This window comes from Saccharothrix lopnurensis (genome assembly GCF_042658445.1).
Lineage (GTDB): Bacteria > Actinomycetota > Actinomycetes > Mycobacteriales > Pseudonocardiaceae > Actinosynnema > Actinosynnema lopnurensis.
This window is the reverse complement of sequence record NZ_JBHSQO010000017.1, coordinates 1-21,720: the sequence shown is the minus strand read 5'-3', so window position 1 is coordinate 21,720 and position 21,720 is coordinate 1. Positions and strand designations below refer to the sequence as shown.

Below are 21,720 nucleotides of genomic sequence, written 5' to 3'. Positions count from 1 at the left end.
CGGTCCACTGTGGACCGGGAGTGCCCACCCCGTCGCCGGGTACCCTCGGGGGACGATCCCGTTCCGGACGAGAGGGGCAGACGTGCCGGGGATTCGGCGGTCCGCGTTGGCGGGAGCGCTGCTGGTGGCGCTGGCGGCGTGCACGGCGGAGCCCTCGGGCGCCCCCGCGCCGGCCTCGACGTCCGGCGGCGAGCCACCCGCCGAGCGCGTGCACGTGTCGCTGGGCGACTCCTACGCGACCGGCTACCGGCCGGCCGCCGCCGGTGGGGCCCAGGGGTCCGCGGAGGGGTTCGCCGACCTCGTGGCCGAGCGGTCGGACCTGCGGCTGATCAACCTCGCGTGCAGCGGCGCCACCTCCGCCCAGCTGCGCGCCGAGCCCGGCTGCGACCCGGCCGACCGCGCCCTGGGCGCGCCGGACCCCGCCGGGCGCACCCAGCTGGACGCGGCCGTCGAGGCGCTGCGCGAGCACCGGGGGAGGGTGGGCCTGGTGACCGTGGTGATCGGCGGCAACGACCTGGCGCCGTGCGCGGGGGCGGCGGACCCGTTGGCGTGCGCGACCCGGGCCGTGGCCGACGTCCGGGCCAACCTGGCGGCCACCCTGCCCGTCCTGCGCGAGGCCGCCGGCGACGCCCCGGTGGTGGGCCTGACCTACCCGGACGTGTTCCTCGGCGCGTGGGTGAACCGGGCGTTCCCGAACGGCCAGGACCTCGCGCGCCTGTCGGTGTCGCTCTTCCGGGACTTCTTCAACAACGCGCTCAAGACCGAGTACGAGGCGGTGGGGGCGGAGTTCGTCGACATCACCGCCGCGACCGGCGGGTACGCGCCCCTGACCGAGGTGACCGACGACCCGACCTACGGCCGTGTCCCGTCCTCCGTGGCGCGGGTGTGCGCCCTGACCCACTTCTGCCGGCACGGCGACGTGCACCCGACGCCCGAGGGCCACGAGGAGATCGCCGACGCCGTCCTGGAGGCCACGGGCCGCTGACCCCGGTCGGAGCCGTCTAGGACGACCACCAGGAGAACCCGTGGTCCTGCTCCTCCGAGTCGCGCGGTCCGGGCATCCCGTCGTCGGTCTGGCCGGACCGGGCCCGCACGGCGGTCAACGCCTCGTCCACGGTCGGGCGCAGCGTCAGCAGGACGTCGACCTCGGTCACCCGCATGGGGTCCACCACGGTGCGCTGCCGGGCGACGACGGCGAACCCGACCCCGGTCTCGTAGGCGCGCTCGTGCACCTCCATCAGCACCGCGATGCCCAGCGAACCGAACACCACCACGTCGCCGAGGTCGACGATCAGCGCCGAGGGGTCGTCCTCCAGGCACGCGAACAGCTGCCGGCGCATGTCCTCGTAGCTGTCGGTGTCGATGTCGCCCTGCACCCCGGCGAACACCACGCCGCGGCGCCTGGCGACCCGGACCGCCACCCCGGGCCGGTCGAACCCGCCGTCCACGCCGTACCCGGGATCGGCGGTCGGCGGCTGCGGTCGGGTGCCCGGCGGAACTGGAGTCACCCGGGGTGTTTACCCCGTCCACGCCCGGTCGACACCCGCGCGCGATGAGGTCCGGCGCCGTGGGCGGTCCCCCGGTCAGGGGTTCAGGCTCAGGAAGGCGCACACGGTGGTGCCGTGCGGGGTGGTGTGCGTGCGGACGAGGTCGGCCAGGTGGTTGACCACCAGCAGGCCGCGGCCGCCCTCCCGGTCCCGGTCGGCCGGTCGGCGGCCGGCGAGCGGGTCGGTCAGCCGGCCGCCGTCCCCGACGGCGCAGACCAGGTGGTCCCCGTCCCGCCAGAGGCTCAGCCGGCAGCCCGCGCCGGTGTGGCGGAGGCTGTTGGTGACCAGTTCGGTGGCGACCAGCGCGAGGTCGGCCGCCCGCCCGGCGGGGAGCCCCAGGCGCTCCGCCTCCGCCACGGCGAACCGGCGCGCCGCGCCGGTGCCGGTGGTGCCGGTGACCGGGAGTTCGGCGGCGTCCGGACCGGCGTCGACCGGCCGGTTGTGGCGGCCGACGACGGCGTCCGGCGCGTAGTCCCCGCTGCCGTAGCGGCGGGTGGTCTCCCACACCTCGGGGTGGGTGGCCAGCGCGTCGGCCAGCACGTGCTCGTCGAGCGCGGCGGTGTCGTAGGGGCAGGCGATGGTGACGTCCCGGCCGGCGAAGGCGCGGTTGATCAGCGCCTCGTGCTGGGCGCACGCCGGGTACTCCACGTCCGTGCGCCCGGCCCAGATCGGTTCGCCGATGATGCGCACGTGCCGCTCGGGGTGGTCGTCGGCGAACCGGCGCAGCACCCCGGGGATGATCCGACCCGGGTTGCGGCCCTCGACCTCCATGTCCAGCAGCAGCACCGCGGCCGCGGCCGCGCCGAGCGCGTCGCGCAGCAGCCGCAGCCGTGCGCCGGGCACGGACGCGGCCACCGGGTGGCCCAGCTCCAGGCCGTCGAGCACGAAGGGCACGAGCAGGTCCAGGTACTCCTCCTCGGAGGCGTAGAACACCGCCGGGTGGACGAGGTCGCCGGGGGGAGGGGCGGTCGCGGTGGTCATGCGAGGTGCTCCACCCGGACGTCGAGGCCGAGCAGGTCCACCAGCGTGGCCACGCCGGGCCAGGCCGTGCGCAGCTCGACGGTCGCGCCGCGCTCGTCGGCGTGGTCGACCAGGCGCAGCAGGCCGCGGTGGTCGAGGAAGGACAGCTCGGCGGCGTCCAGCACCAGCCGACCGCCGCGGGGCGGCGGTTCGGCCCGCTCCAGCGCCAGCGCGAACAGGTCGCCGTTGCCCAGGTCCACTTCGCCGCCCAGGGCGGTGACCCGGTCGCCCGCCGCGTGCAGCCGGAAGCCGGGGTGGGGCGTGTTGGTGCTCGGGTGCATGCAGGCGATCTGCGCGAACGCGTGCTCGTCGACCTCCGCGCCGGAGTAGGCGCACATCGCCGAGAACGGGTGGTCGGCCATGTGGTGGTCGGCCTGGTGCTCGTAGCGGGCGAAGGCCGCCAGCTGCTCGGGCGTGCGCACCAGCGGGGTGCAGTCGGCCGCGACGCGGAACCCGGTGTACCCGGCGGCCAGGGCCGCCTCGGTGGCCTCGGCGTAGACCCGGACCTGGGCGGCGGGCTCGACCACCGCGCCGGCCGGGTAGGTCGCGCCCAGCGGCGTGACCTCGGCGGCGCCGGTCCGCAGCGCCTCGTCGACGCCCTCGACCCCGCGCAGGTCCGCGACCAGGGACCCGACGTCGCCGGGGCCGACGTAGCGGACCCGGTGCCCCAGGGCCAGGCCCTCGGCCAGGAATTCCCGGAGGCGGGCCAGGAACTCGTCCCGGTCGCCGTACCGCCAGCACACGTGGTCGTGGGCCCCCAGGCCCCGCACGTGCGTCACCAGCCCGGATCTCCGCATGTCGACACCTAACCACGTCGTCCCGGAGCACGACCACTCCTCGCGCGTGCCGCCGGGCACCGCGGTGGTCCGCCCGCACGCGGACCCGGACCACCGCCGTCCGGCCCCGCCGGAGGACCGGCCCGGTGCCCGGCGGGGGGCGCCACTGTCCATTGAGGTCAGGATCTGACCTCAATGGACAGTAACTTCCGGGCCATGACCGAAGCACCCACGACCATCCTCGTCTCCGGGGCCACCGGGAACGTCGGCCGCCCGCTGGTCGACCGGCTCCTGGCGGGCGGGCACCGGGTCCGCGCCCTCACCCGCGACCCGGCCCGAGCCCACCTCCCGGAGGGTACCGAACTGCTCCGGGGCAACCTGGCGGACACGGCGTCGCTCGCCGACGCCTTCACCGGGGTCACCGCCGCGCACCTGATCAGCTTCGGCGACGACTACGCCCCGCTGACCAACGGCGAGGAGATCCTCGAACTCGCGCGGGCGGCCGGTGTCCGCCGGGTGACCGTGCTCAAGGGCGACCTGGAGAAGACGGACCTGGACCGGGCCGTCGAGGCCGGCGGTCTCGACCACACCTGCCTGGCCCCGGTCGAATTCATGTCGAACGCGCTGGAGTGGGCCGACCAGGTCCGCGACGGGGGCGTGGTCCGCGACGGGTTCGCGGGGACGAGGAGCGCGGTGGTGCACGACGCGGACATCGCCGCGGTGGCCGCGACCGCCCTGACCACCGACGGCCACGCGGGTCGGGAGTACTGGCTGACCGGGCCCGAGGCGCTCACCGCGCCGGAGCGGGTGGCCGTGCTCGCCGACGTGCTCGGCCGCGACGTCCGGTTCGTCGAACTCACCCGCGACGAGGTGGTCCGGCGGTGGCGGGACCAGGGCTTCTCCGAGGACGACATCGAGTTCTTCGTCATGGTGCGCACGAACCCGCCGGAGGCCGGCTACACGCCCCTGCCCACGGTCCAGGAGGTCACCGGCAGGCCCGCCCGCACCTTCGCGCAGTGGGTGCGGGAGAACGCGGGGGCGTTCGGCGGGGCCTGAGCCCGCGCGACCGGGAACGGGCTCGCCGCGTGGTCGACGACCACGCGGCGAGCCCGTTGCTCCCGCTCAGGCGGTGGCGGACCTGCTCTCGTCCGCCTCGGTCTCCTCGACGAGCTGCTTCTCCTGCGCCCGCTCGATCCGGTACTCCCGGATGGAGTAGGCCAGCGCGGCGGCCCACACCAGGTAGATGACCGCGTAGACCGGCCACTTCACGCTGTCGCTCGCGTCGATCCAGTCGCTCCTGAGCAGCGTGCGGGTGTTGGTGAGGATGATGAGGCCGCCGACCGCCGAGCCGAGCACGCGCGGCGGGATGTGGCGGACCAGCCAGGCCGCGATCGGCGCGGCGATCACGCCGCCGATGAGCAGGGCGAAGACCCAGGTGAAGTCGATGCCCTGCGAGCCGATCCCGAACAGGAAGCCGAGGCTGGCGGCCACGGCCACCAGGAACTCGCTGGTGTCGATCGAGCCGATCGTCTTGCGGGGCTCCAGGCGGCCGCTGGCCAGGATGGCGGGGGTGCCGACCGGGCCCCAGCCGCCGCCGCCGGTGGAGTCGACGAAGCCCGCGACCAGGCCCAGCGGTCCCAGGAAGCGCTTGCGCAGCGGCTTGCCGAGGTTGTGCCGGGGCAGGCCGAACGTGGTGAACCGGACCAGGATGTACAGGCCCAGCGCCAGCAGGATCAGCGACATCACCGGCGCGGCGGTCTCGGTGGACAGGCTGGACAGGAACGTGGCCCCGGCGAAGGCGCCGACCGCGCCGGGTATGCCGATCTTCGCGACGACCTTCCAGTCCACGTTGCCGAAGCGCCAGTGGGCCAGACCGGAGACCAGCGTGGTGCCGATCTCGGCCAGGTGCACGGTCGCGGAGGCCGCCGCGGGGCTGGTGCCGATCGCCAGGAGCAGGGTGGTCGACGTGACGCCGTAGGCCATGCCCAGGCTCCCGTCGACGAGTTGGGCGCCCAGGCCCACCAACGCGAGCAGCACCAGTTGTCGCATTTTCGGCATCCATTCCCTCGCTGCGGATTGACAGCATCATCCGGACTTCGCGCCGGTCGGCCAACAGCGTCCACATGTCGGAACACGGGATTGCGCATGAGGAGGAACGCGTACTTCATCTCACTGCTGTGTCATCAGTGATGACCGAAAGATGCTGGTCACAAAGCTCGGGGACCGAGGAATGTGGCGGAGAACATCGGAGACCGAAGAAAAGGGTGGGAAATGTCGGGTACCGAGGAAAACCGGCGGGAAATGTCGGTGACCGAGTGATTGCGGTGACGGGACCCCGGCGGTGGTCCCGTCACCGACGGCGGTTCAGCCGGTGCGGTGCGGCGAGCACCCCCGCCGCCAGGATCGGTGCCAACGGTCTGGAGCGCGTGCGTCCGGTCCTATGGCGCGGGGGTGTCGCGGAGGGTGATGGCGCACCAGGAGACGGGGGGTAGGACGGCGCGTGGTCGGCCGTCGGTGGTGTCGGTGGTGAGGGGGCGGGGTTGGACGCGGTCGGGGTGGTGGGCGGTGTTGACGGCGGTGGGGTCCTGGTCGTGCAGCAGCCAGGCTTCGGTCACGTGGGCGGGGTGCGGGGGCAGGTGGAGTTCGACGGGTTGGGTGCGGTGCCGGTTGACGGCGAAGACGGTGGTGGTGCCGTCGTGGTCGTGGGTGGCGACGGCGTCGACGACGGGTACGTCGCCGTAGCGGGTGGTGGGTGTGGTGGGGGCGTGGACGGAGGTGTGCAGGACGTGTCCGCGGGCGAGGCGTGAGGTGAGGGCGAAGGGGTGGAAGGTGGTCTGCCGCCAGGCGGGGCCGCCGGGTTCGGTGCGGATGGGGGCGATGGCGTTGACCAGTTGGGCCTGGCAGGCGGCGGCGACCCGGTCGGCGTGGCGCAGCAGGGAGATGAGCAGGTTGCCGACGACGACGGCGTCGGTGACGTCGTAGGTGTCCTCGATGAGGGGTGGGGCGGTGCGCCACTCGGTGGGCGGGTCGGCTTGGAAGCGGCTGAGGTACCAGACGTTCCACTCGTCGAAGGACAGGGTGATGCGCTTGTCGCTCTTGAGGCGGGCGCCGACGGCGTCGGCGGTGGCGACGACGCGGTCGATGAAGCGGTCCATGTCGACGGCGGAGGCGAGGAAGCTGTCCACGTCGTCGTCGAGGGGGTCGTAGTAGGCGTGCAGGGAGATGTGGTCGACGAGGTCGTAGCAGAGTTCGAGGACGGTGGACTCCCACTGGCCGAAGGTGGGCATCCGGGAGTGGGAGCTGCCGCAGGCGACGAGTTCGAGGTCGGGTTCGGCCTGGCGGAGGGCGCGGGCGGTTTCGGCGGCGAGGCGGCCGTATTCGTGGGCGGTTTTGTGGCCGGTCTGCCAGGGGCCGTCGAGTTCGTTGCCGAGGCACCAGAGGCGCACGTCGTGGGGTTGGTCGGTGCCGTTGGCGCGGCGCAGGTCGGACAGGTGGGTGCCGCCGGGGTGGTTGAGGTATTCGTGGACGTCGAGGGCTTCGGCGACGCCGCGGGTGCCGAGGTTGATCGCGTACATGATCTCGACGTCGGCTTTGCGGGCCCACCGGGCGAATTCGTCGATGCCGACCTGGTTGGTCTCGATGCTGCGCCAGGCCGGGTCGCGGCGGACGGGGCGGTCGGCGTGGGGGCCGATGCCGTCTTCCCAGCGGTAGCCGGAGACGAAGTTGCCGCCGGGGTAGCGGACGAGTTCGACGCCGAGTTCGCGGGTGAGGGCGAGTACGTCGCCGCGGAAGCCGTCCTCGTCGGCGGTGGGGTGGTCGGGTTCGTGGATGCCGGTGTGGACGCAGCGGCCGAGGTGTTCGACGAAGGAGCCGAACAGCCTGCGTCGCACGGGGGCGAGGACGTGGTCGGGGGTGTAGGCGAGGGTGGCGGTCAGCACGGTTCTCCTGCGGTGGTGGGGGGTGGGGTCATTTGAGGGCGCCGGTGGTGGCGCCGCCGCGCCAGAAGCGCTGGAGCAGGACGAAGGCGACGACGAGGGGGACGACGGCGAGGAGGGAGCCGGTGACGACGAGGTTGAACAGCACCCTGGTGCCGGCTTCCTGTTGTGCGGTGTTGAACCAGGTGGTGAGGCCGACGGTGAGGGGGTGGAGGTCGGCGTCGCTGAGCATGACCAGGGGCAGGAAGTAGTTGTTCCAGGTGGCGACGAGGGTGAAGAGGAAGACGGTGACGAGGGCGGGGCGCAGCAGGGGCAGGACGACCTGCCAGAAGATGCGCAGTTCGCCGGCGCGGTCGACGCGGGCGGCGTCGAGCAGTTCGACGGGGACGCTGTCGGTGACGTAGACGCGGACCAGGTAGGTGCCGAAGGGGCTGAGGAGGGAGGGCAGCACGACGGCCCAGGGGGTGTCGACGAGGTCCACTTCGGACAGGATGAGGTAGGTGGGCAGGACGAGGGCGGTGGCGGGCACCATGATCATGCCGAGCAGGGCGGTGTCGAACAGTCGTTTGCCGGGGAAGGTGAACCGGGCGAGGCCGTAGCCGGCGAGGGCGGCCAGGGTGGTGGCGCCGGCGGCGCTGAGCCCGGAGTAGAGGGCGGTGTTGCGCAGCCAGCGGCCGTAGGCGCCGTCGTCCTCGCGGAAGAGTTGCCGGAGGTTGTCGAGGAGGCTGAAGTCCTCGCCGAACCACAGGGCGGGGCTGGAGAGCAGGTCGGCCTGGCTCTTGGTGGCGGCGATCACCACCCACAGCAGCGGTACGAGGAAGTAGAGCATCCCGGCGGCCATGAGGGCGTGCGGCAGGCGGTGTCCCGGGCGGTTCACGTGAGCCCTCCTCGGTGTCGGCGCACGAGGACGACGGCGTAGGCCACGACGAAGACGACGAAGCCGAGGGTGAAGGAGATGGCGGCGGAGTAGTGGAAGTCGGAGTAGGCGAACGCCTGGTTGTAGGCGTAGAGGTTGGGGGTGTAGCCGGAGGAGATGTTGGGTGCGAAGCGGGCCATGATGGCGGGTTCGGTGAAGAACTGCATGGTGCCGATGACGGTGAACACGGCGGCCAGGGCGATGGCCCGGCGGATGGCGGGCACTTTCACCCGCAGGGCGATCTGGACGGGGGTCGCGCCGTCGATGACGGCGGCTTCGCGCAGTTCGCGCGGTACGCCTTGGAGCGCGGAGTACAGCACGATCATGTTGTAGCCGGTCCAGGCCCAGGTGACGATGTTGCCGAGGGAGGCCAGCAGCAGGGTGCCGCCGAAGAAGTCGAGGGGTTGGCCGCCGACGAGGGTGGGCAGGTCGGCGAAGGGGCCGAAGGTGCGGCTGTAGAGGAAGCCCCACATCAGGGCGCCGATGACGGTGGGCACGGCGTAGGGCATGAAGGCGATGAGGCGGAACGCGGCGGCGAACCTGGTGGTGACGGCGTCGAGGGCGAGGGCGGCGACGAGGGCGGCGCCGAGCATGAGGGGGATCTGCACGGCGCCGAAGACGACGACGCGCAGCAGCCCGTCGAGCAGGACGGGGTCGGTGAAGGCGCGCGCGTAGTTGTCCAGGCCGGTGAAGCGGGTGCCCAGGGCGAGGCTGCGGCTGGACAGGCTCAGCCGGAACGCGTAGGCCAGGGGCACCACGAGGAAGGCGAGGACGACGAGGAAGAAGGGCAGGACGAACAGGGCTCCGGCGACGGGGTGGGCGGTGGACCGGCGGGTGCGTCGTCGTGGTGGCGGGGTGGGTGTGGTGGCGCCGGTGGTGGGCGTCCGGTCGGTGCGTGTCCTGGTCATGGGGTCTCCTGGCGTGGTCGGCGCCCGCGGTGCTACCGGCTGACCTGGAAGCCCTGCTGTTCGGCGTAGGCGACGACGTTGCGCTGGGTCTCCTCCAGCACCGTGGCCCACTCGCGGGTGCCTTCCATGGCCTCGGCGGCGCGGTCGGTCAGCTCCCCGAAGACGAAGTCCTGGAACGGGGTGTACTGGAACTCGCCGAGCTTCTCGGAGACGGGCACGAAGATTTCGTTGATCTTCTGGCCGTTGAAGAAGTCGTAGGACTTGCCGGTGAAGGCGGGGTCGGCGGCGACTTCTTTGACGAGGGGGTGGAGGAACGCCTTGTTGAGGCCGATGTCCCAGGCGGGTTTGGAGCGGCCGAACAGCTCGCGCGCGACCTTGGTGGCGGCCTCGGGGTTCTTGGCCTGCTTGGTGACGGTGAAGGTGGAGCCGCCCCAGTCGCCGTGTTCGTCGGCGCCGGCGGTCCACTGCGGCATCGGCGCGACGGCCCACTTGCCGGCGGTGTTCTTCAGGGCGCCGGCGATGTAGCCGGGGGTCCAGCCGGCGGCGGCCCAGGTCCAGTACCTGCCGGAGTCCAGCGCGGCGCCGGCGTCGGCGGTGAAGAACGGGTCTTTGGCCATCAGGTCGCGGTCGACGAGGTCGCCGAGCAGGTCCACGACCTTCCGGCAGTCCCGCGCGGTGAGGTCGATGCGCACCCGGTCGGGGGCTTGGGCGCGGGAGTAGCCGTAGGGGCGGCAGCCGGCCTGCCACATCAGGCCGTTGAGCCAGCCGCCGTCGGTGCCGAAGCTGGCGATGAACGCGTCGGGGTCGACGGCCTTGACCCGTTCGGCGGCCCGGGTGTACTCGGCCCAGGTGGTGGGCACGGGGATGCCGTGGGTGTCGAAGAGGTCCTTGCGGTACATCAGGGCCATCGGGCCGCCGTCGACGGGGATGGCGTAGACGCGGTCGCCGTCGGTGGCCTGGCTCCACGCCCACTCGGCGTAGAGGTCCCGGTCCTCGCGGGCGCCGTACGGGCCCATGTCGAGGAGTGCGTCGAGGATGACGAACGTGGGGATCTGCTGGAACTCGACCATGGCGACGTCGGGGGCGCCCTTGCCGGCGGTGAACGCCGTTTTGAGCTTGGCGTACTGGTCGGGGCCGGTGCCGACGTTGGTCCACTCGACCTGGACGTCGTCGTGGGCGGCGTTGAAGGCGTCGACCACGCCTTTGAACTCGGGGTACCAGGCCCACACCGACACCCGGACCGGGCCGTCGCCGTCGTCGCCGTCGTCGGTGCCGCCGCAGGCCGCCGAGGCGAGCAGGCAGCCCGCGACCAGCACCGACCCGACGGCCCGCCGCACCTTGCGCGACCGGTTGACACGAAGCACGAGGCAGCACCTTTCCGTCGCGGCACACCAGTGGGCACGCGCGACTGCCAGCACGGAGCGTCATCGGCACGTGGGGAGGGGTGGCGTGCCGAGTGGTGATCCCGCAGGGCGAATGCCGGGGCTCGCCGGGATCGGTCGGGTGTCGCACCACGCCGGGTACTCGGTCGCGCGGGACCGGTGAACCGCCGTGATACCGGGCTTTGCTGCGCTGCAAAGCACTATGGCCCGCGTTTTGCCGCGCTGCAAGACCCAATCGGTGTGGAACCGGACCAACCCCCGTCCCGGGACCGGCGCGTCGGCTTGGTCCCGGCGCGGCTCGCCGGGCACACTCCTTGCAGCGCTGCAACGGCGGACGGGCCGCGCAGGGGACCCGCGGGAGAGACATGCGCGATGCCACGCTGCGTGACGTGGCCCTGCTCGCCGGGGTCTCCCCGCGCACGGTGTCCAACGTCGTCAACGGCTACGCCCGGGTCACCGAGGGCACCCGGCGGAAGGTCGAGCACGCCATCGCCGAACTGGGCTACCGGCCCAACGTGCTGGCCCGCAACCTGGCCAACGGGCGCTCCGGGCAGCTCGCCGTGGTCGTGCCCTACCTGGACACGCCCTACTTCGCCGAACTGCTCCAGGCCATCATCCCCCGGGCCCGCGACCGCGGCTACAACGTCCTGGTCGACCAGACCGACGGCGACCCCGACCACGAGCGCGACCTGCTGCGCCGCGGCGGCCGGGGCCTGCTGTTCGACGGCATGATCCTCAGCCCCCTCGGCCTGGCCCAGGACGACCTGCCCGACGACCCCTCCCTGCCCCTGGTCGTGCTGGGCGAACGGGTCTCCAACGGCGTCTTCGACCACGTCGGCATCGACGACGTCGCCGCCTCCCGCGCCGCCACCGCGCACCTGATCGGCCTGGGCCGCCGCCGCATCGCCGCCATCGGCGACCAGCCCTACCCCACCGGCGAGGCCGCCCAGCTGCGCACCCGCGGCTACCGGCAGGCCCACGCCGAGGCCGGCCTGCCGGTCGACGAGTCGCTCGTCGTCGGCACCCCGCGCTTCAACCGCGCCGACGGCGCCGGCGCCATGGCCGCCCTGCTCGACCGCGACGACCCGCCCGACGCGGTCTTCTGCTACAGCGACCTGGTGGCGCTGGGCGCGCTGCACGTCGCGCTGGGACGGGGCCTGCGCGTGCCCGAGGACATCGCGCTGATCGGCTACGACGACATCGAGGACGGCCGCTACTCCAACCCCCCGATCAGCACCGTCTCACCCGACAAGGCCGCCATCGCCGCCACCGCCGTGGACCGGCTCCTGGAGCGCATCGCCCGCGACCGGCCGCTGCCCGGCGTGGAGGTGCGCGCCGGACACCGGCTGATCGTCCGGCACAGCACCGCCGGACGGGCCGCGCCGGACCCCGGCTGACCGCGCGGTACGGCACCGACCGGACGGGCCGCGCCGAACCCCGGCACGGCACCCGCCGGGCAGGCCGCGCCGGACCCGGCTGAGCGGCCGGAGAGCCGGACCGGCGTCCACACGGGACGGTCGCCCGCCTACCCCACGCGCGGCGCCGAGCCCACCGACCGCGAGGCCGACGCCGGACCCGCGACGGCGGCGCGCGCCGGAAGCCGACCGGACCGCACCGGCCTCCCCGCGAACAGGAACCCGACGCACACCAGCGCGCTCCAGGGCAGCGGCCCCTCCCACAGCCCCCCGTCCGCCGACCAGGCGAAGCCCGTCGCCGCCAGGCCCAGCAACCCGGTGGCGGCCAGCACCGCCGCCACCGCCGGCCGCGCCGCCGGACCCGGCCCGTCACCGGCGCGGCGCGCCTCGAAGCGGCCGAACACCCGCAGCAACCCCACCAGGACCAGCGCCGTGACCCCCACCCACACCGGCGCGACCGCGATCCACAGCACCGTCCCCGGCTCCGGCGTGCGGTAGCCGAAACCCAGCACGGCAATCCCGGCGACCACCACCAGCGCGGGCATGTGCCACAGGTAGACGCTCATGAAACGCGGACCCAGCAGGCGCAGCGCCGCGGCCACCGGCGGACGCCGCCCGAACGCGTCCAGCACCGGGCGCAGCGCCAGCAGCAGACCCACCTGCCCGATCCCCAGCGCGAGCAGCAGCACGCTCGGCGGGCTCATGTTCGACACGGGCGCGCCCGGCATCCCGATCATGCTCACCGGGTACGGCCCGAACGCGACCATCAGCGCCGTGACGCCGAAACCCGCGGCCGACAGCGCCAGCGCGCCGCGACGGCCCAGCGCGCCCAACCGGCCCTCGGCGTAGTGGAAACCGACCTGGTGCACCGCCACCCACACGAACACCGCGTTCGCGTAGCCGATCAGCGGCAGGTCCCGGAACCGGGCCAGGTCCACCAGCACCCCGGCCACCCCCAGCACCACCGGCACGGCCAGGCCCCACCGGCGGTGCGCGGCCACCGCGAGCGGCGTGACCAGCACCGTGAGCAGGTAGACCGCGAGGAACCACAGCAGCTGCGCGGCCACCGCGCCGGCGAGCCGGACGGGCTGCTCGGCGACCCCGGCGACACGCAGCAGCACCGGCGCCACCAGCCACACCCCCAGCAGCGGCAGCGCGGGCAGCAGCAGGCGCCGCACGCGCGCGTTCAACCAGTCGCGGCCGGTGCCGCCCGCCGCGTGCACCCGGCGCAGGGACAGCAGGTTGGCCGCGCCGCCCGCGAAGAACACCAGCGGCATCACCTGGGACAGCCAGGTGAACAGCCACCAGCCCGGTGTGGCCAGCGCGTTGCCCGCGGTCAGCCGACCGGCCGAGTAGCCCAGCACCGGCATCAACCAGTGCTGGGCCACGACACCGACGATGGCCAGGGCGCGGACCACGTCGAGGAACAGATCGCGCACACCGGGGTGCGACGAGCTCGAAGACATGATCTCAAGCCTGGCAGCGGATCCCGCCCCGCACAGCGGTGCGAGCCCCCCTCCTGGGCTCCACCTTCCCCCACCCCTGGGGTGGGGCAAGGCCCACCCCGATCAGTGCCCGACCACCCCCGGGGACTCGGCCCTGCCACCCCTGACCGCGAAGGAACCGGCCACCGCCGTCAGCGAGAACACCGCCGCCAGCAGCAGCGCCGAGTGCAGCCCGCCCATGTCGGCGCCCACCGCGGACTCGCCGGCCGCCAGCAGGTCGGCGGCCCGCCCGCTCATCACGCTCACCAGCAGCGCCACCCCCGCCGCCGCGGCCAGCTGCTGGGTCGTGCTGAAGACCGCGCTGCCGTGCGAGTAGAGCCGGGACGGCAGCGCGCCCAGGCCGGCGGAGAACAGCGGCGTGAACGAGAACGCCAGGCCCAGGCTCAGCACCAGGTGGAACACCAGCACCAGCGCGCCGGGCGTCGCGGCGTCGAACCCGGTCGCGAACCACAGCGACGCGCTGGTCGCCGTCGTGCCGACGATCAGCAGCACCCGCGGCCCCACCCGGTCGTAGAGCCGGCCCACCACCGGCGACAGCAGGCCCATCAACAGCCCGCCGGGCAGCAGCAGCAGACCCGTGGCCAGCGGGTCGAGCCCCAGCACGTTCTGGATGTAGATCGGCAGGATCGTGGCCACGCCCAGCAGCAGGCCCATCATCACCATCATCAGCGCGCTGGCCAGGGTGAACATGCGGAACGCGAACGTCCTGAGGTCCAGCAGGGCGCGTTCGCGGCGCTGGAGCGACACCTGCCGCAGCACGAACGCCGTGATGCCCGCCACCCCCACCACCAGCGACAGCCACAGCGTGGTGTTCGCCGCCCCGCCGGAGTGCCCGATGCTCGACAGGCCGTAGACCAGCCCGCCGAAACCGAACACCGACAGCACCACCGACGGCACGTCCAGCGGGGCCCGGCTCGACTCGCCGACGTCGGTCACCATGCGCAGCCCCAGCACCATCGCCGCCAACGAGATCGGCAGCACCGCCCAGAACATCGCCCGCCAGCCGAACAGGTCCAGCACCACGCCCGACACCGTCGGACCGATCGCCGGCGCCACCGAGATGACGATCGAGATGTTGCCCATCAGCGCGCCGCGACGGGCCGGCGGCACCAGCGTCATCACCGTCGTCATCAGCAGCGGGAGCATGATCGCGGTGCCGAACGCCTGCACCACGCGCGCGCCGAGCAGCACCGGAAAGCCCGGGGCCAGCGCCGCGATCAGGGTGCCCGTGCTGAACAGGCCCATGGCCACGCCGAACAGCACCCGCGTGCCGACCCGCTGGATCAGGTAGCCGGTGACCGGGATGACCACCGACATCGTCAGCAGGAAGCCCGCGGTCAGCCACTGCCCCACCGACGCGGTCACGTCCAGCTCGGTCAGCAGCACCGGCAGCGCCACGCCCATGATCGTCTCGTTGAGGATGACGACGAACGTGGCGACGAGCAGCACCCCGATCACGGTGCGGTCCGCCCGGCTGAGCGCGTGCGGCGACGTCGCGACGTCGGGCACGTCGGTGGAAGTCATGCGGAGGATCCCCCAGGGAACAAAGGGCGCGAGAATGGGCGACGGCGCCCCGAACACCACTCACAATACCGGGCGGCTCGGCCGGCGAACGTCCATTTTCCCCGCCGGTGAACGGGGTGCGGCCGGTCACAACACCCGGTGGCGCGACCACCCCGCCGCCCCGCCCCGCCACCTCGCCCCGCCGACCACCTCACCCCGCCACGCCCGCCCCGCCGACCACCCCGCGCCGCCACGCCCACCCCTCCCGCCCCGACCTGAACTAGGCTCGACAGTGCCCGGAGGGAGCGCACGTGACGGATGAGGAACTGCTCGTCGAGTTCGCCCTGACCCGCCTCGACCACCCCGACCTCGACCTGGAGGAGATCGCCGCCCTCGTGGTCCGCCGGGTGGGCCCCGACCACGAGCTGGAGTTCGCCTCCCGCTCCCTCGCCGCCCGCGACGAACTGCGCGGCGCGGTCTTCCCCTCGGCCGTCGAGCACGTGCTGCGGGTGGTGCTGACCCTGCGCGGCCCCGCCGACTGACACCGCGCCGACACCGCGCCGACACCCCACCGGAACCGCGTCGGGATGGCGGTTGATCCCCGCGGTGGCCACCGCCATGATGACCCTCAGTCGGTGACTGACCAACAAGGGGGTTGTCCGGTGAAGAAGTACCGAACAGCGGTCGTCGGGCTGGTGGCGGGGCTCCTCGCGGCGGTCGTGCCGGCCGTGGTCGTGCCGGCGCCCGCGCAGGCGGCCACGACGCTGCCCGCGGCGAACTTCCGGCTCAAGGCCACCGGCTACTCCGGGCTGATCGACGACCTGGACGCCGCGCTGCCCAACGTCGGCGTGCCGACCGTCGTCGGCGACGGCAACCGCGCCGCCACCACCTGCTCGCCCGCGGCGGCCAACCGGGTCGCCGCGTTCTGCTGGAACAGCGGGGACGACGACGTCGCCTACTGGATGCCCCAGGGCATCACCACGACCGCCGACGCCTACGGCGAGGCCACCTACGAGGGCACGACGGCGATCCTGGTCAGCTGGTACGACAACGGCTCCGACGGGATCGGGCGGGGCGTGCGGATCTCCTTCGTCGACCACTCCACCCCCTCCGCGCCCACCTACCGCCACGTGCTGCTGGTCGAGCCCTACACCAACGGCTCGGGCCAGGCGTCGTTCCGGGCGGTGCACCAGCACGCGGGCGGCGTGTTCTGGTACGGCCACTACCTCTACGTGGCCGCCACGGGCAGCGGCTTCCGCGTCTTCGACCTGCGCCACCTCTGGCAGACCAGCACCACCGACGGCACCGCGATCGGCCGCCAGGCCGACGGCAGCCACCAGGCGTTCGGCTACAAGTACGTGCTGCCGCAGGTGTTCGCCTACACCCAGTCGACCACCAACGGGCACGCCGCCATCCGCTTCTCGTTCGCCTCGCTCGACCGCACCAGCACCCCGGACAGCGTCGTGGTCGGCGAGTACGCCAACCCCGGCGCGGGCAGCCGCCTGTTCCGCTTCCCGATCGACCACACCGACCGGATGCTCGCCGAGTCCGCCGACGGCTACGCCCGCGCGAGCGAGGCGTACGAGGTGTCGGTGCAGAGCATGCAGGGCGCGACCGCGATCAACGGCAAGTTCCACCTGTCCACCAGCGACGGCAGCGGCAACCGGGGCGACCTGGCCACGTTCACGCCCGGCGGCCCGGTCGTCGTGCACCACGACGTGCTGCCGGTCGGGCCCGAGGACCTCTCCTACTGGCCCGCCAGGGGACAGCTCTGGTCGCTCACTGAGTACGCGGGCACCCGCTCGGTCTTCGCGGTGCGCGCCTCCGCGTACTGACCACGCCCCCACGGCACCGCGAGCAGGTGCGCCCCCGGCCCGGTCGGGTACCGTCGCCCCCGTCGATCACACCGGGGAGGCCGCGATGGCGGAGCGAGTGGTCCGGGCAGGGGACGTCCGGCTCTGGAGCGAGGACCTGGGCGATCCGGCGGACCCGCCGCTGCTGCTGGTCATGGGCGCCAACGCCTCGGCTGCGGCGTGGCCGGACGCCTTCGTCGAACTCCTGGTCCGGGGCGGCTGCCGGGTCGTCCGCTACGACCACCGCGACACCGGCAGGTCCACCGCGGTGCCCGCCGGGGAAGCCGACTACGACCTGGGCGACCTGACCCGGGACGCGGTGGCGGTCCTCGACGCCCACGACATCGGGCGGGCGCACGTGGTCGGGCTGTCCATGGGCGGGCTGATCGGCCAGCTGCTGGCCGTCGACCACCCCGACCGCCTCCGCACCCTCACCCTCGCCCTGACCGGCGCGCTCGACATGGGCAGCACCGAGGAGCCGCGCTCGGACCAGGGCGAGCGCCTGGAGCGGCTGATCGCGCTGACCGAGCCGGGCGCGGACGAGGAGGCCGAGCTGACGCGGCGCGTCGCGCTGTGGCGGGAGCTGCACGGCGACGTGCTGCCGTTCGACGCCGCGGAGTACCGGCGGCTGGAGGAGGGCGTCATCGCGCACGCCGGCACCTCCACCCCGTCCACCGGGCACGTGCGGCTGGGCGCGGTGGCGGTGCCGCGCGACGGGGACGACCTGCGCCGGGTCACCACGCCCACCCTGGTCGTCCAGGGCACCGAGGACCCCTTCTACCCGCCCGGCTTCGGCCGCCACCTGGCCGGCCTGCTGCCGGACGCGCGGCTGCTGGAGGTCCCCGGGCTCGGGCACTCCCTGCCCGCCGCCGTGCACCGGCTCGTGGCCGACGAGATCCTGGCGCACGTCCGCAGCCACCCCTGAGCCCGCGCGGGTCCCGACCACCACGCGGACCGTCCCGAGTGGACTACCGCGGTGCCGGGAGCCCGCCGGAACGCGACCGCCGGAACGCGACCGCCGGAACCGGCGAACGGCGGAACCCCGGCACCCCCCGCGGAGGAGGGGCACCGGGGTTCCGCGCGTGGTCACCGGTCGGCGTCGACCAGGGCCTTGTCCCGCGACCGCGACCCGTCGTCCTCCAGGGCCGCGCCCTCCACGTCGAGCACGGGCAGCCAGCGCAGCCACCCCGGCAGCCACCACGCCTTCCCGCCCAGCAGCGCCAGGGCGGCCGGGACGAGGACCATGCGGACCACGAAGGCGTCCACCAGGATGCCGATCGCCAGCGCGAAGGCGATCGACTTGATCGGGCCCTCGCCCGCCGGGACGAACCCGGCGAACACCGAGAACATGATCAGCGCGGCGGCCACCACCACGGGCGCGGCCCGGTGGAAGCCGGTGGTGATCGAGTCGCGCGGCGACGCGCCGCGGTGGTGCGCCTCGTGCATCCGGGACACCAGGAAGATCTGGTAGTCCATGGCGAGGCCGAACAGGATGCCGACCATCAGGATCGGCGTCAGGCTCAGCAGCGGCCCGGTGCCGTCGAGGTTGACCGCCCCGGCCAGCCAGCCCCACTGGAACACCGCCACCGTCGCGCCCAGCGAGGCGCCGATGGTGAGCAGGAAGCCCAGCACGCCCACCAGCGGGACCAGGATCGACCGGAACACCAGGACCAGCAGGATCAGCGCCAGCCCGACGACCAGGGCCAGGTAGACCGGCATGGCCTCGTCCAGGGCGACCGCGACGTCCGTGCTCACCGCGGTGGCGCCGGTGACGTAGGTGGTCGCGCCGTCGACCCCGGCCAGGTGGGCGCGCAGGTCGTCGACCAGCCGCTCGGTGGCCTCGGTGGCGGGCCCGGACTCCGGGATCACGGTCAGCATCGCGGCCGAGCCGTCGGCGTTGGGCGTCGGCGGCGTGACCAGGGCCACGTCGTCGATGCCCTGGATGGCCTGGACGGTCCCGGCGGCGGTCCGCGCGGCGTTCTCGCCCTCGAACAGCACCACCAGCGGGCCGTTGAAGCCCTCGCCGAAGCCGTCGGACAGCAGCCGGTCCGCGCGCTCCTGGGTGGAGCCGGCGGGCGGCGCCATGACCAGGGTGGTCTGCATGGAGGTGACGGGCAGCGCGATGATCCCCAGGCCGATGACGGCCAGCAGCAGCGTCGCGATCCGGTTGCGGGTCACCCCGCCGACCCAGCCGCGGAAGAACCCGCGGTCCCGGACCTCCCCGACGCCCCGCGCGTCCGGAGCGGACCGGTCGGCGGGGGACTGTGCGGCGGGGGACAGGTCGGCGGCGGCGGCGGCCGGCACGGGCGCGGTGCGCTGCTTGCGGGGCAGCGCGCGCTTGCCGATGTAGCCCAGCACCGCCGGCACGAGGGTGATGGCGACCAGCACGGCGACGACGATCGTCAGCGCGGCGGCGACGCCCATCTGGGTCAGGAACGGGATGCCCACCACGGTCAACCCGGCCAGGGCGATGACCACGGTCAGCCCGGCGGTCACCACCGCGGAACCCGCCGTGCCCACCGCGGTGCCGATGGCGTCGCCGACGTCCTTGCCCTCGCGCAGCTCCTGCCGGTAGCGGTTGATGATGAACAACGCGTAGTCGATGCCCACCGCCAGGCCCAGCATCGCGGCCAGGATCGGGGTGGTGGACTGGAGGTCCATGAACCCGGTGGCGATGGTGATGCCCAGCGCGCCGATGCCCACGCCGACCGCGGCGGTGAGCAGGTTCATCCCGGCCACCACCAGCGAGCCGTAGGTCAGGGCCAGGATCACCAGGGCGATCACCACGCCGATGACCTCGGCCGCGCCGCCGATGTGCGGGGGCGCCTGGATGGCCTCGCCGCCGACCTCGACGGTCAGCCCGCCGGCGCGCGCGCCCTCGACGGCCCCGGTCAGCGCGGTGCGCTGCTCCTCGGTGACCTCACCGACCTTGGCCTCGTAGGTGACGGTGCTGTAGGCCGTGTCCTGGCCCGGGTTCACGGCCGGGGCCCGCGGGTCGAGCGGGTTGGTCGCCGAGGTCACACCGGGCAGCGTGCCCAGCTCCGCCACCAGCGCGGTGACGCGCTGGGCGTTCTCCGGGGTCGTGAGCTGCTGCCCCTCGGGGGCCTTGACCACCACGCGGGCGTTCGCACCGCCCTGGGAGCCGAACTCCTCCTTGATCTTGTCCAGGGCGGTGGTGGACTCCTGCCCGGGGATGGAGAAGGAGTTGGCCGTCGGGCCGGACAGGGTCACCGCGCCGAAGGCGGTGCCCGCGAGCACCAGCAGCCACAGCAGGACGACGACCAGCCGGCGCCGGTGGGCGCCGAAGCCGAGTCGGTAGAGCAGGCGTGCCATGGGGGATCAGTCCTCCACCTGGACGAGGTCGGACGGGGAAGGGGGAGTGGCACGGTCGTGACCGAGCGCGTCGAGGCAGGTCGTGACGATGTGGGGCCGCCAGCCGGTCTTGTCGCCGGCGCGGTTGGCGGACAGGCTGAGCACGGCCAGGGCGGCGAGCATCCCGACGACCCGGACCAGCCGCTCGGTGTCGCCCGAGTCCGGGTCGACCCCGAACACGTCGAAGACGAGCCGGTCCACGCCGGCCAGCCCGTTGTCCTCGTCGGCGTCCTCGTCGGTGCCCAGCGTGTTGATCGCCCGGGACGCCAGCGCCACCAGACCGGGCCGTTCGAGGGCGAAGTCCACCAGCAGCTCGACGGACCGCCGGTCGCGCGCCGGGCCGCCCGGCAGCGGCGCCACCCGGTCCAGCACGAGTTGGCTCTGCGTGCGGCCCATCTCCATCGCGGCCTCGAACAGGGCTTCCTTGCTGGGGTAGTGGTGCAGCAGCCCCGCCTTGGACAGGCCGACCGCGTCGGCGAGGTCCTTCAGCGACGTGTGGGCGAACCCGTGCCGCGCGAACAACCCCGCGGCGCGGTCGAGTATCCGCTCGTCGACGTACTGCCGGGCCAGTCGTGCCATGTGCCCGACGGTACCCAGTGACCTACCGCTTCGGTCGGTCAACCGACCGATCCGGTAGGTGTGCTTGATCACGCCGGCGCGATCCGGGCCGCTCCGGGAACCGCGGTGCGCCACCCCGCGTCGATCGCAGCGTACGGCGCACGGGAAACGCGAGGGACATGGCTGACGAGGTGTTCGGCCCCTACCGGATCGGGCGGCTGCTCGGGCGCGGGGGGATGGGGGAGGTGCACCGCGCGCACGACGTGGTGCACGACCGGGTCGTGGCGCTCAAGCGGCTCGCGCCCGCCCTCAACGACGACGACGCCTTCCGGGCCCGCTTCCGGCGCGAGGCGCAGGTGGTGGCCAGGCTGCGCGAGCCGCACGTCATCCCGATCCACGCCTACGGCGAGATCGACGGGCGCCTCTACCTGGACATGCGCCTGGTCGAGGGCTCCGACCTGACCGACGTGATCGCGCGCGGACCGCTGGAGCCCGAGCGGGCGGTGCGGATCGTGGAGCAGGTGGCGAGCGCGCTCGACGCCGCGCACGCCGACGGGCTCGTGCACCGCGACGTGAAGCCGTCCAACGTGCTCGTCGCGCCGGGCGACTTCGTGTACCTGGTGGACTTCGGCATCGCGCGCAGCGCCTCGCCCTCCGAGACGCACATCACGGCCTCGGGCGACGTGATCGGCACCCTCGACCACATGGCGCCCGAGCGGTTCGAGAACGGGCCGGTCGACGCGCGGACCGACGTCTACGCGCTGGCCTGCGTGCTGTTCGCCTGCCTGTCCGGGCGGCGGCCCTTCGAGGTCGACGGCACCGCGGCCCAGATCTGGGCCCACCTGCGGGAGGCGCCGCCGAAGGCCCGGGACCTCAACCCCGCGGTGCCGGCCGCGCTGGACCACGTGATCGCCCGCGGCATGGCCAAGGACCCGGCCGACCGGCACGGGAGCGCGGGCGCCCTGGACGCCGCCGCCCGAGCCGCGCTCGCCGCCGCGCCCCCGGCAGGGCCGGCCGCGCCCTGGACCCC

Annotated in this window: 19 protein-coding genes; 7 read left to right on the top strand and 12 right to left on the bottom strand. The window is 73.5% G+C overall.

Features of this window, described 5'->3' with window-relative positions; translation table 11 throughout:
• The first annotated feature begins 82 nt into the window (after positions 1-82).
• Positions 83-985 (top strand): GDSL-type esterase/lipase family protein, encoded by a 903-nt coding sequence (locus ACFP3R_RS18380; protein ID WP_380637449.1) that lies wholly within the window; start codon positions 83-85, stop codon positions 983-985.
• A 16-nt stretch (positions 986-1,001) separates the two neighbouring features.
• Here ACFP3R_RS18380 and ACFP3R_RS18375 read toward each other — a convergent pair whose 3' ends face one another.
• From ACFP3R_RS18375 to ACFP3R_RS18365, 3 genes are all read right to left on the bottom strand, one after another.
• Entirely contained in the window at positions 1,002-1,508 is a 507-nt protein-coding gene (locus ACFP3R_RS18375) for an STAS domain-containing protein (protein ID WP_380637448.1), read from the bottom strand.
• A gap of 75 nt (positions 1,509-1,583) precedes the next feature.
• Complete coding sequence (locus ACFP3R_RS18370) at positions 1,584-2,528, bottom strand: anti-sigma factor RsbA family regulatory protein (RefSeq protein ID WP_380637447.1); 945 nt, start codon at positions 2,526-2,528, stop codon at positions 1,584-1,586.
• Entirely contained in the window at positions 2,525-3,364 is an 840-nt protein-coding gene (locus ACFP3R_RS18365; protein ID WP_380637446.1) for an MEDS domain-containing protein, read from the bottom strand. Before ACFP3R_RS18365 ends, ACFP3R_RS18370 begins: the two co-directional genes overlap by 4 nt.
• A gap of 195 nt (positions 3,365-3,559) precedes the next feature.
• Here ACFP3R_RS18365 and ACFP3R_RS18360 point away from each other — a divergent pair, with 195 nt between their 5' ends.
• Complete coding sequence (locus ACFP3R_RS18360) at positions 3,560-4,399, top strand: SDR family oxidoreductase (protein ID WP_380637445.1); 840 nt, start codon at positions 3,560-3,562, stop codon at positions 4,397-4,399.
• 66 nt (positions 4,400-4,465) lie between these two features.
• Here ACFP3R_RS18360 and ACFP3R_RS18355 read toward each other — a convergent pair whose 3' ends face one another.
• From ACFP3R_RS18355 to ACFP3R_RS18335, 5 genes are all read right to left on the bottom strand, one after another.
• A complete protein-coding gene (locus ACFP3R_RS18355) occupies positions 4,466-5,392 on the bottom strand; it encodes a sulfite exporter TauE/SafE family protein (RefSeq protein ID WP_380637444.1) in 927 nt (308 codons plus the stop codon).
• 389 nt (positions 5,393-5,781) lie between these two features.
• Positions 5,782-7,281: an arabinosylfuranosidase ArfA gene (arfA, locus tag ACFP3R_RS18350; RefSeq protein WP_417750597.1), complete on the bottom strand. Its 1,500-nt coding sequence runs from the start codon at positions 7,279-7,281 to the stop codon at positions 5,782-5,784.
• A 28-nt stretch (positions 7,282-7,309) separates the two neighbouring features.
• Positions 7,310-8,155: a carbohydrate ABC transporter permease gene (locus ACFP3R_RS18345; protein WP_380637443.1), complete on the bottom strand. Its 846-nt coding sequence runs from the start codon at positions 8,153-8,155 to the stop codon at positions 7,310-7,312.
• Entirely contained in the window at positions 8,152-9,102 is a 951-nt protein-coding gene (locus ACFP3R_RS18340; protein WP_380637442.1) for a carbohydrate ABC transporter permease, read from the bottom strand. The genes ACFP3R_RS18345 and ACFP3R_RS18340 overlap by 4 nt, the downstream gene beginning before the upstream one ends.
• A 32-nt stretch (positions 9,103-9,134) precedes the next feature.
• On the bottom strand, positions 9,135-10,466 hold the full coding sequence (locus ACFP3R_RS18335) for an ABC transporter substrate-binding protein (RefSeq protein WP_380637441.1): 1,332 nt from the start codon (positions 10,464-10,466) through the stop codon (positions 9,135-9,137).
• A gap of 383 nt (positions 10,467-10,849) precedes the next feature.
• Between ACFP3R_RS18335 and ACFP3R_RS18330 the strand changes: the two genes are divergently transcribed.
• Positions 10,850-11,881, top strand: coding sequence for a LacI family DNA-binding transcriptional regulator (locus ACFP3R_RS18330; RefSeq protein ID WP_380637440.1), 1,032 nt, complete (start codon positions 10,850-10,852; stop codon positions 11,879-11,881).
• Positions 11,882-12,009: 128 nt separating this feature from the next.
• Here the strand turns inward: ACFP3R_RS18330 and ACFP3R_RS18325 are convergent, their stop codons facing one another.
• Positions 12,010-13,365, bottom strand: coding sequence for an acyltransferase family protein (locus ACFP3R_RS18325; protein ID WP_380637439.1), 1,356 nt, complete (start codon positions 13,363-13,365; stop codon positions 12,010-12,012).
• A 102-nt stretch (positions 13,366-13,467) separates the two neighbouring features.
• Complete coding sequence (locus ACFP3R_RS18320) at positions 13,468-14,928, bottom strand: DHA2 family efflux MFS transporter permease subunit (protein ID WP_380637438.1); 1,461 nt, start codon at positions 14,926-14,928, stop codon at positions 13,468-13,470.
• Between the two features lie 290 nt (positions 14,929-15,218).
• On the opposite strand from ACFP3R_RS18320, the gene ACFP3R_RS18315 reads away from it, so the two are divergent.
• From ACFP3R_RS18315 to ACFP3R_RS18305, 3 genes are all read left to right on the top strand, one after another.
• Positions 15,219-15,449: a hypothetical protein gene (locus ACFP3R_RS18315; RefSeq protein WP_380637437.1), complete on the top strand. Its 231-nt coding sequence runs from the start codon at positions 15,219-15,221 to the stop codon at positions 15,447-15,449.
• 120 nt (positions 15,450-15,569) lie between these two features.
• Positions 15,570-16,742, top strand: a complete 1,173-nt coding sequence (locus tag ACFP3R_RS18310; protein ID WP_380637436.1) for a hypothetical protein — start codon at positions 15,570-15,572, stop codon at positions 16,740-16,742.
• A gap of 85 nt (positions 16,743-16,827) precedes the next feature.
• The gene (locus tag ACFP3R_RS18305) at positions 16,828-17,685 is read left to right on the top strand and encodes an alpha/beta fold hydrolase (protein WP_380637435.1); all 858 of its coding nucleotides are present in this window, start codon (positions 16,828-16,830) and stop codon (positions 17,683-17,685) included.
• Positions 17,686-17,846: 161 nt separating this feature from the next.
• Here the strand turns inward: ACFP3R_RS18305 and ACFP3R_RS18300 are convergent, their stop codons facing one another.
• Positions 17,847-20,093: an MMPL family transporter gene (locus ACFP3R_RS18300; protein WP_380637434.1), complete on the bottom strand. Its 2,247-nt coding sequence runs from the start codon at positions 20,091-20,093 to the stop codon at positions 17,847-17,849.
• 6 nt (positions 20,094-20,099) lie between these two features.
• Complete coding sequence (locus ACFP3R_RS18295; RefSeq protein ID WP_380637433.1) at positions 20,100-20,711, bottom strand: TetR/AcrR family transcriptional regulator; 612 nt, start codon at positions 20,709-20,711, stop codon at positions 20,100-20,102.
• Between the two features lie 158 nt (positions 20,712-20,869).
• On the opposite strand from ACFP3R_RS18295, the gene ACFP3R_RS18290 reads away from it, so the two are divergent.
• On the top strand, positions 20,870-21,720 hold an 851-nt coding region (locus ACFP3R_RS18290; RefSeq protein ID WP_380637432.1), incomplete at its 3' end, for a serine/threonine-protein kinase.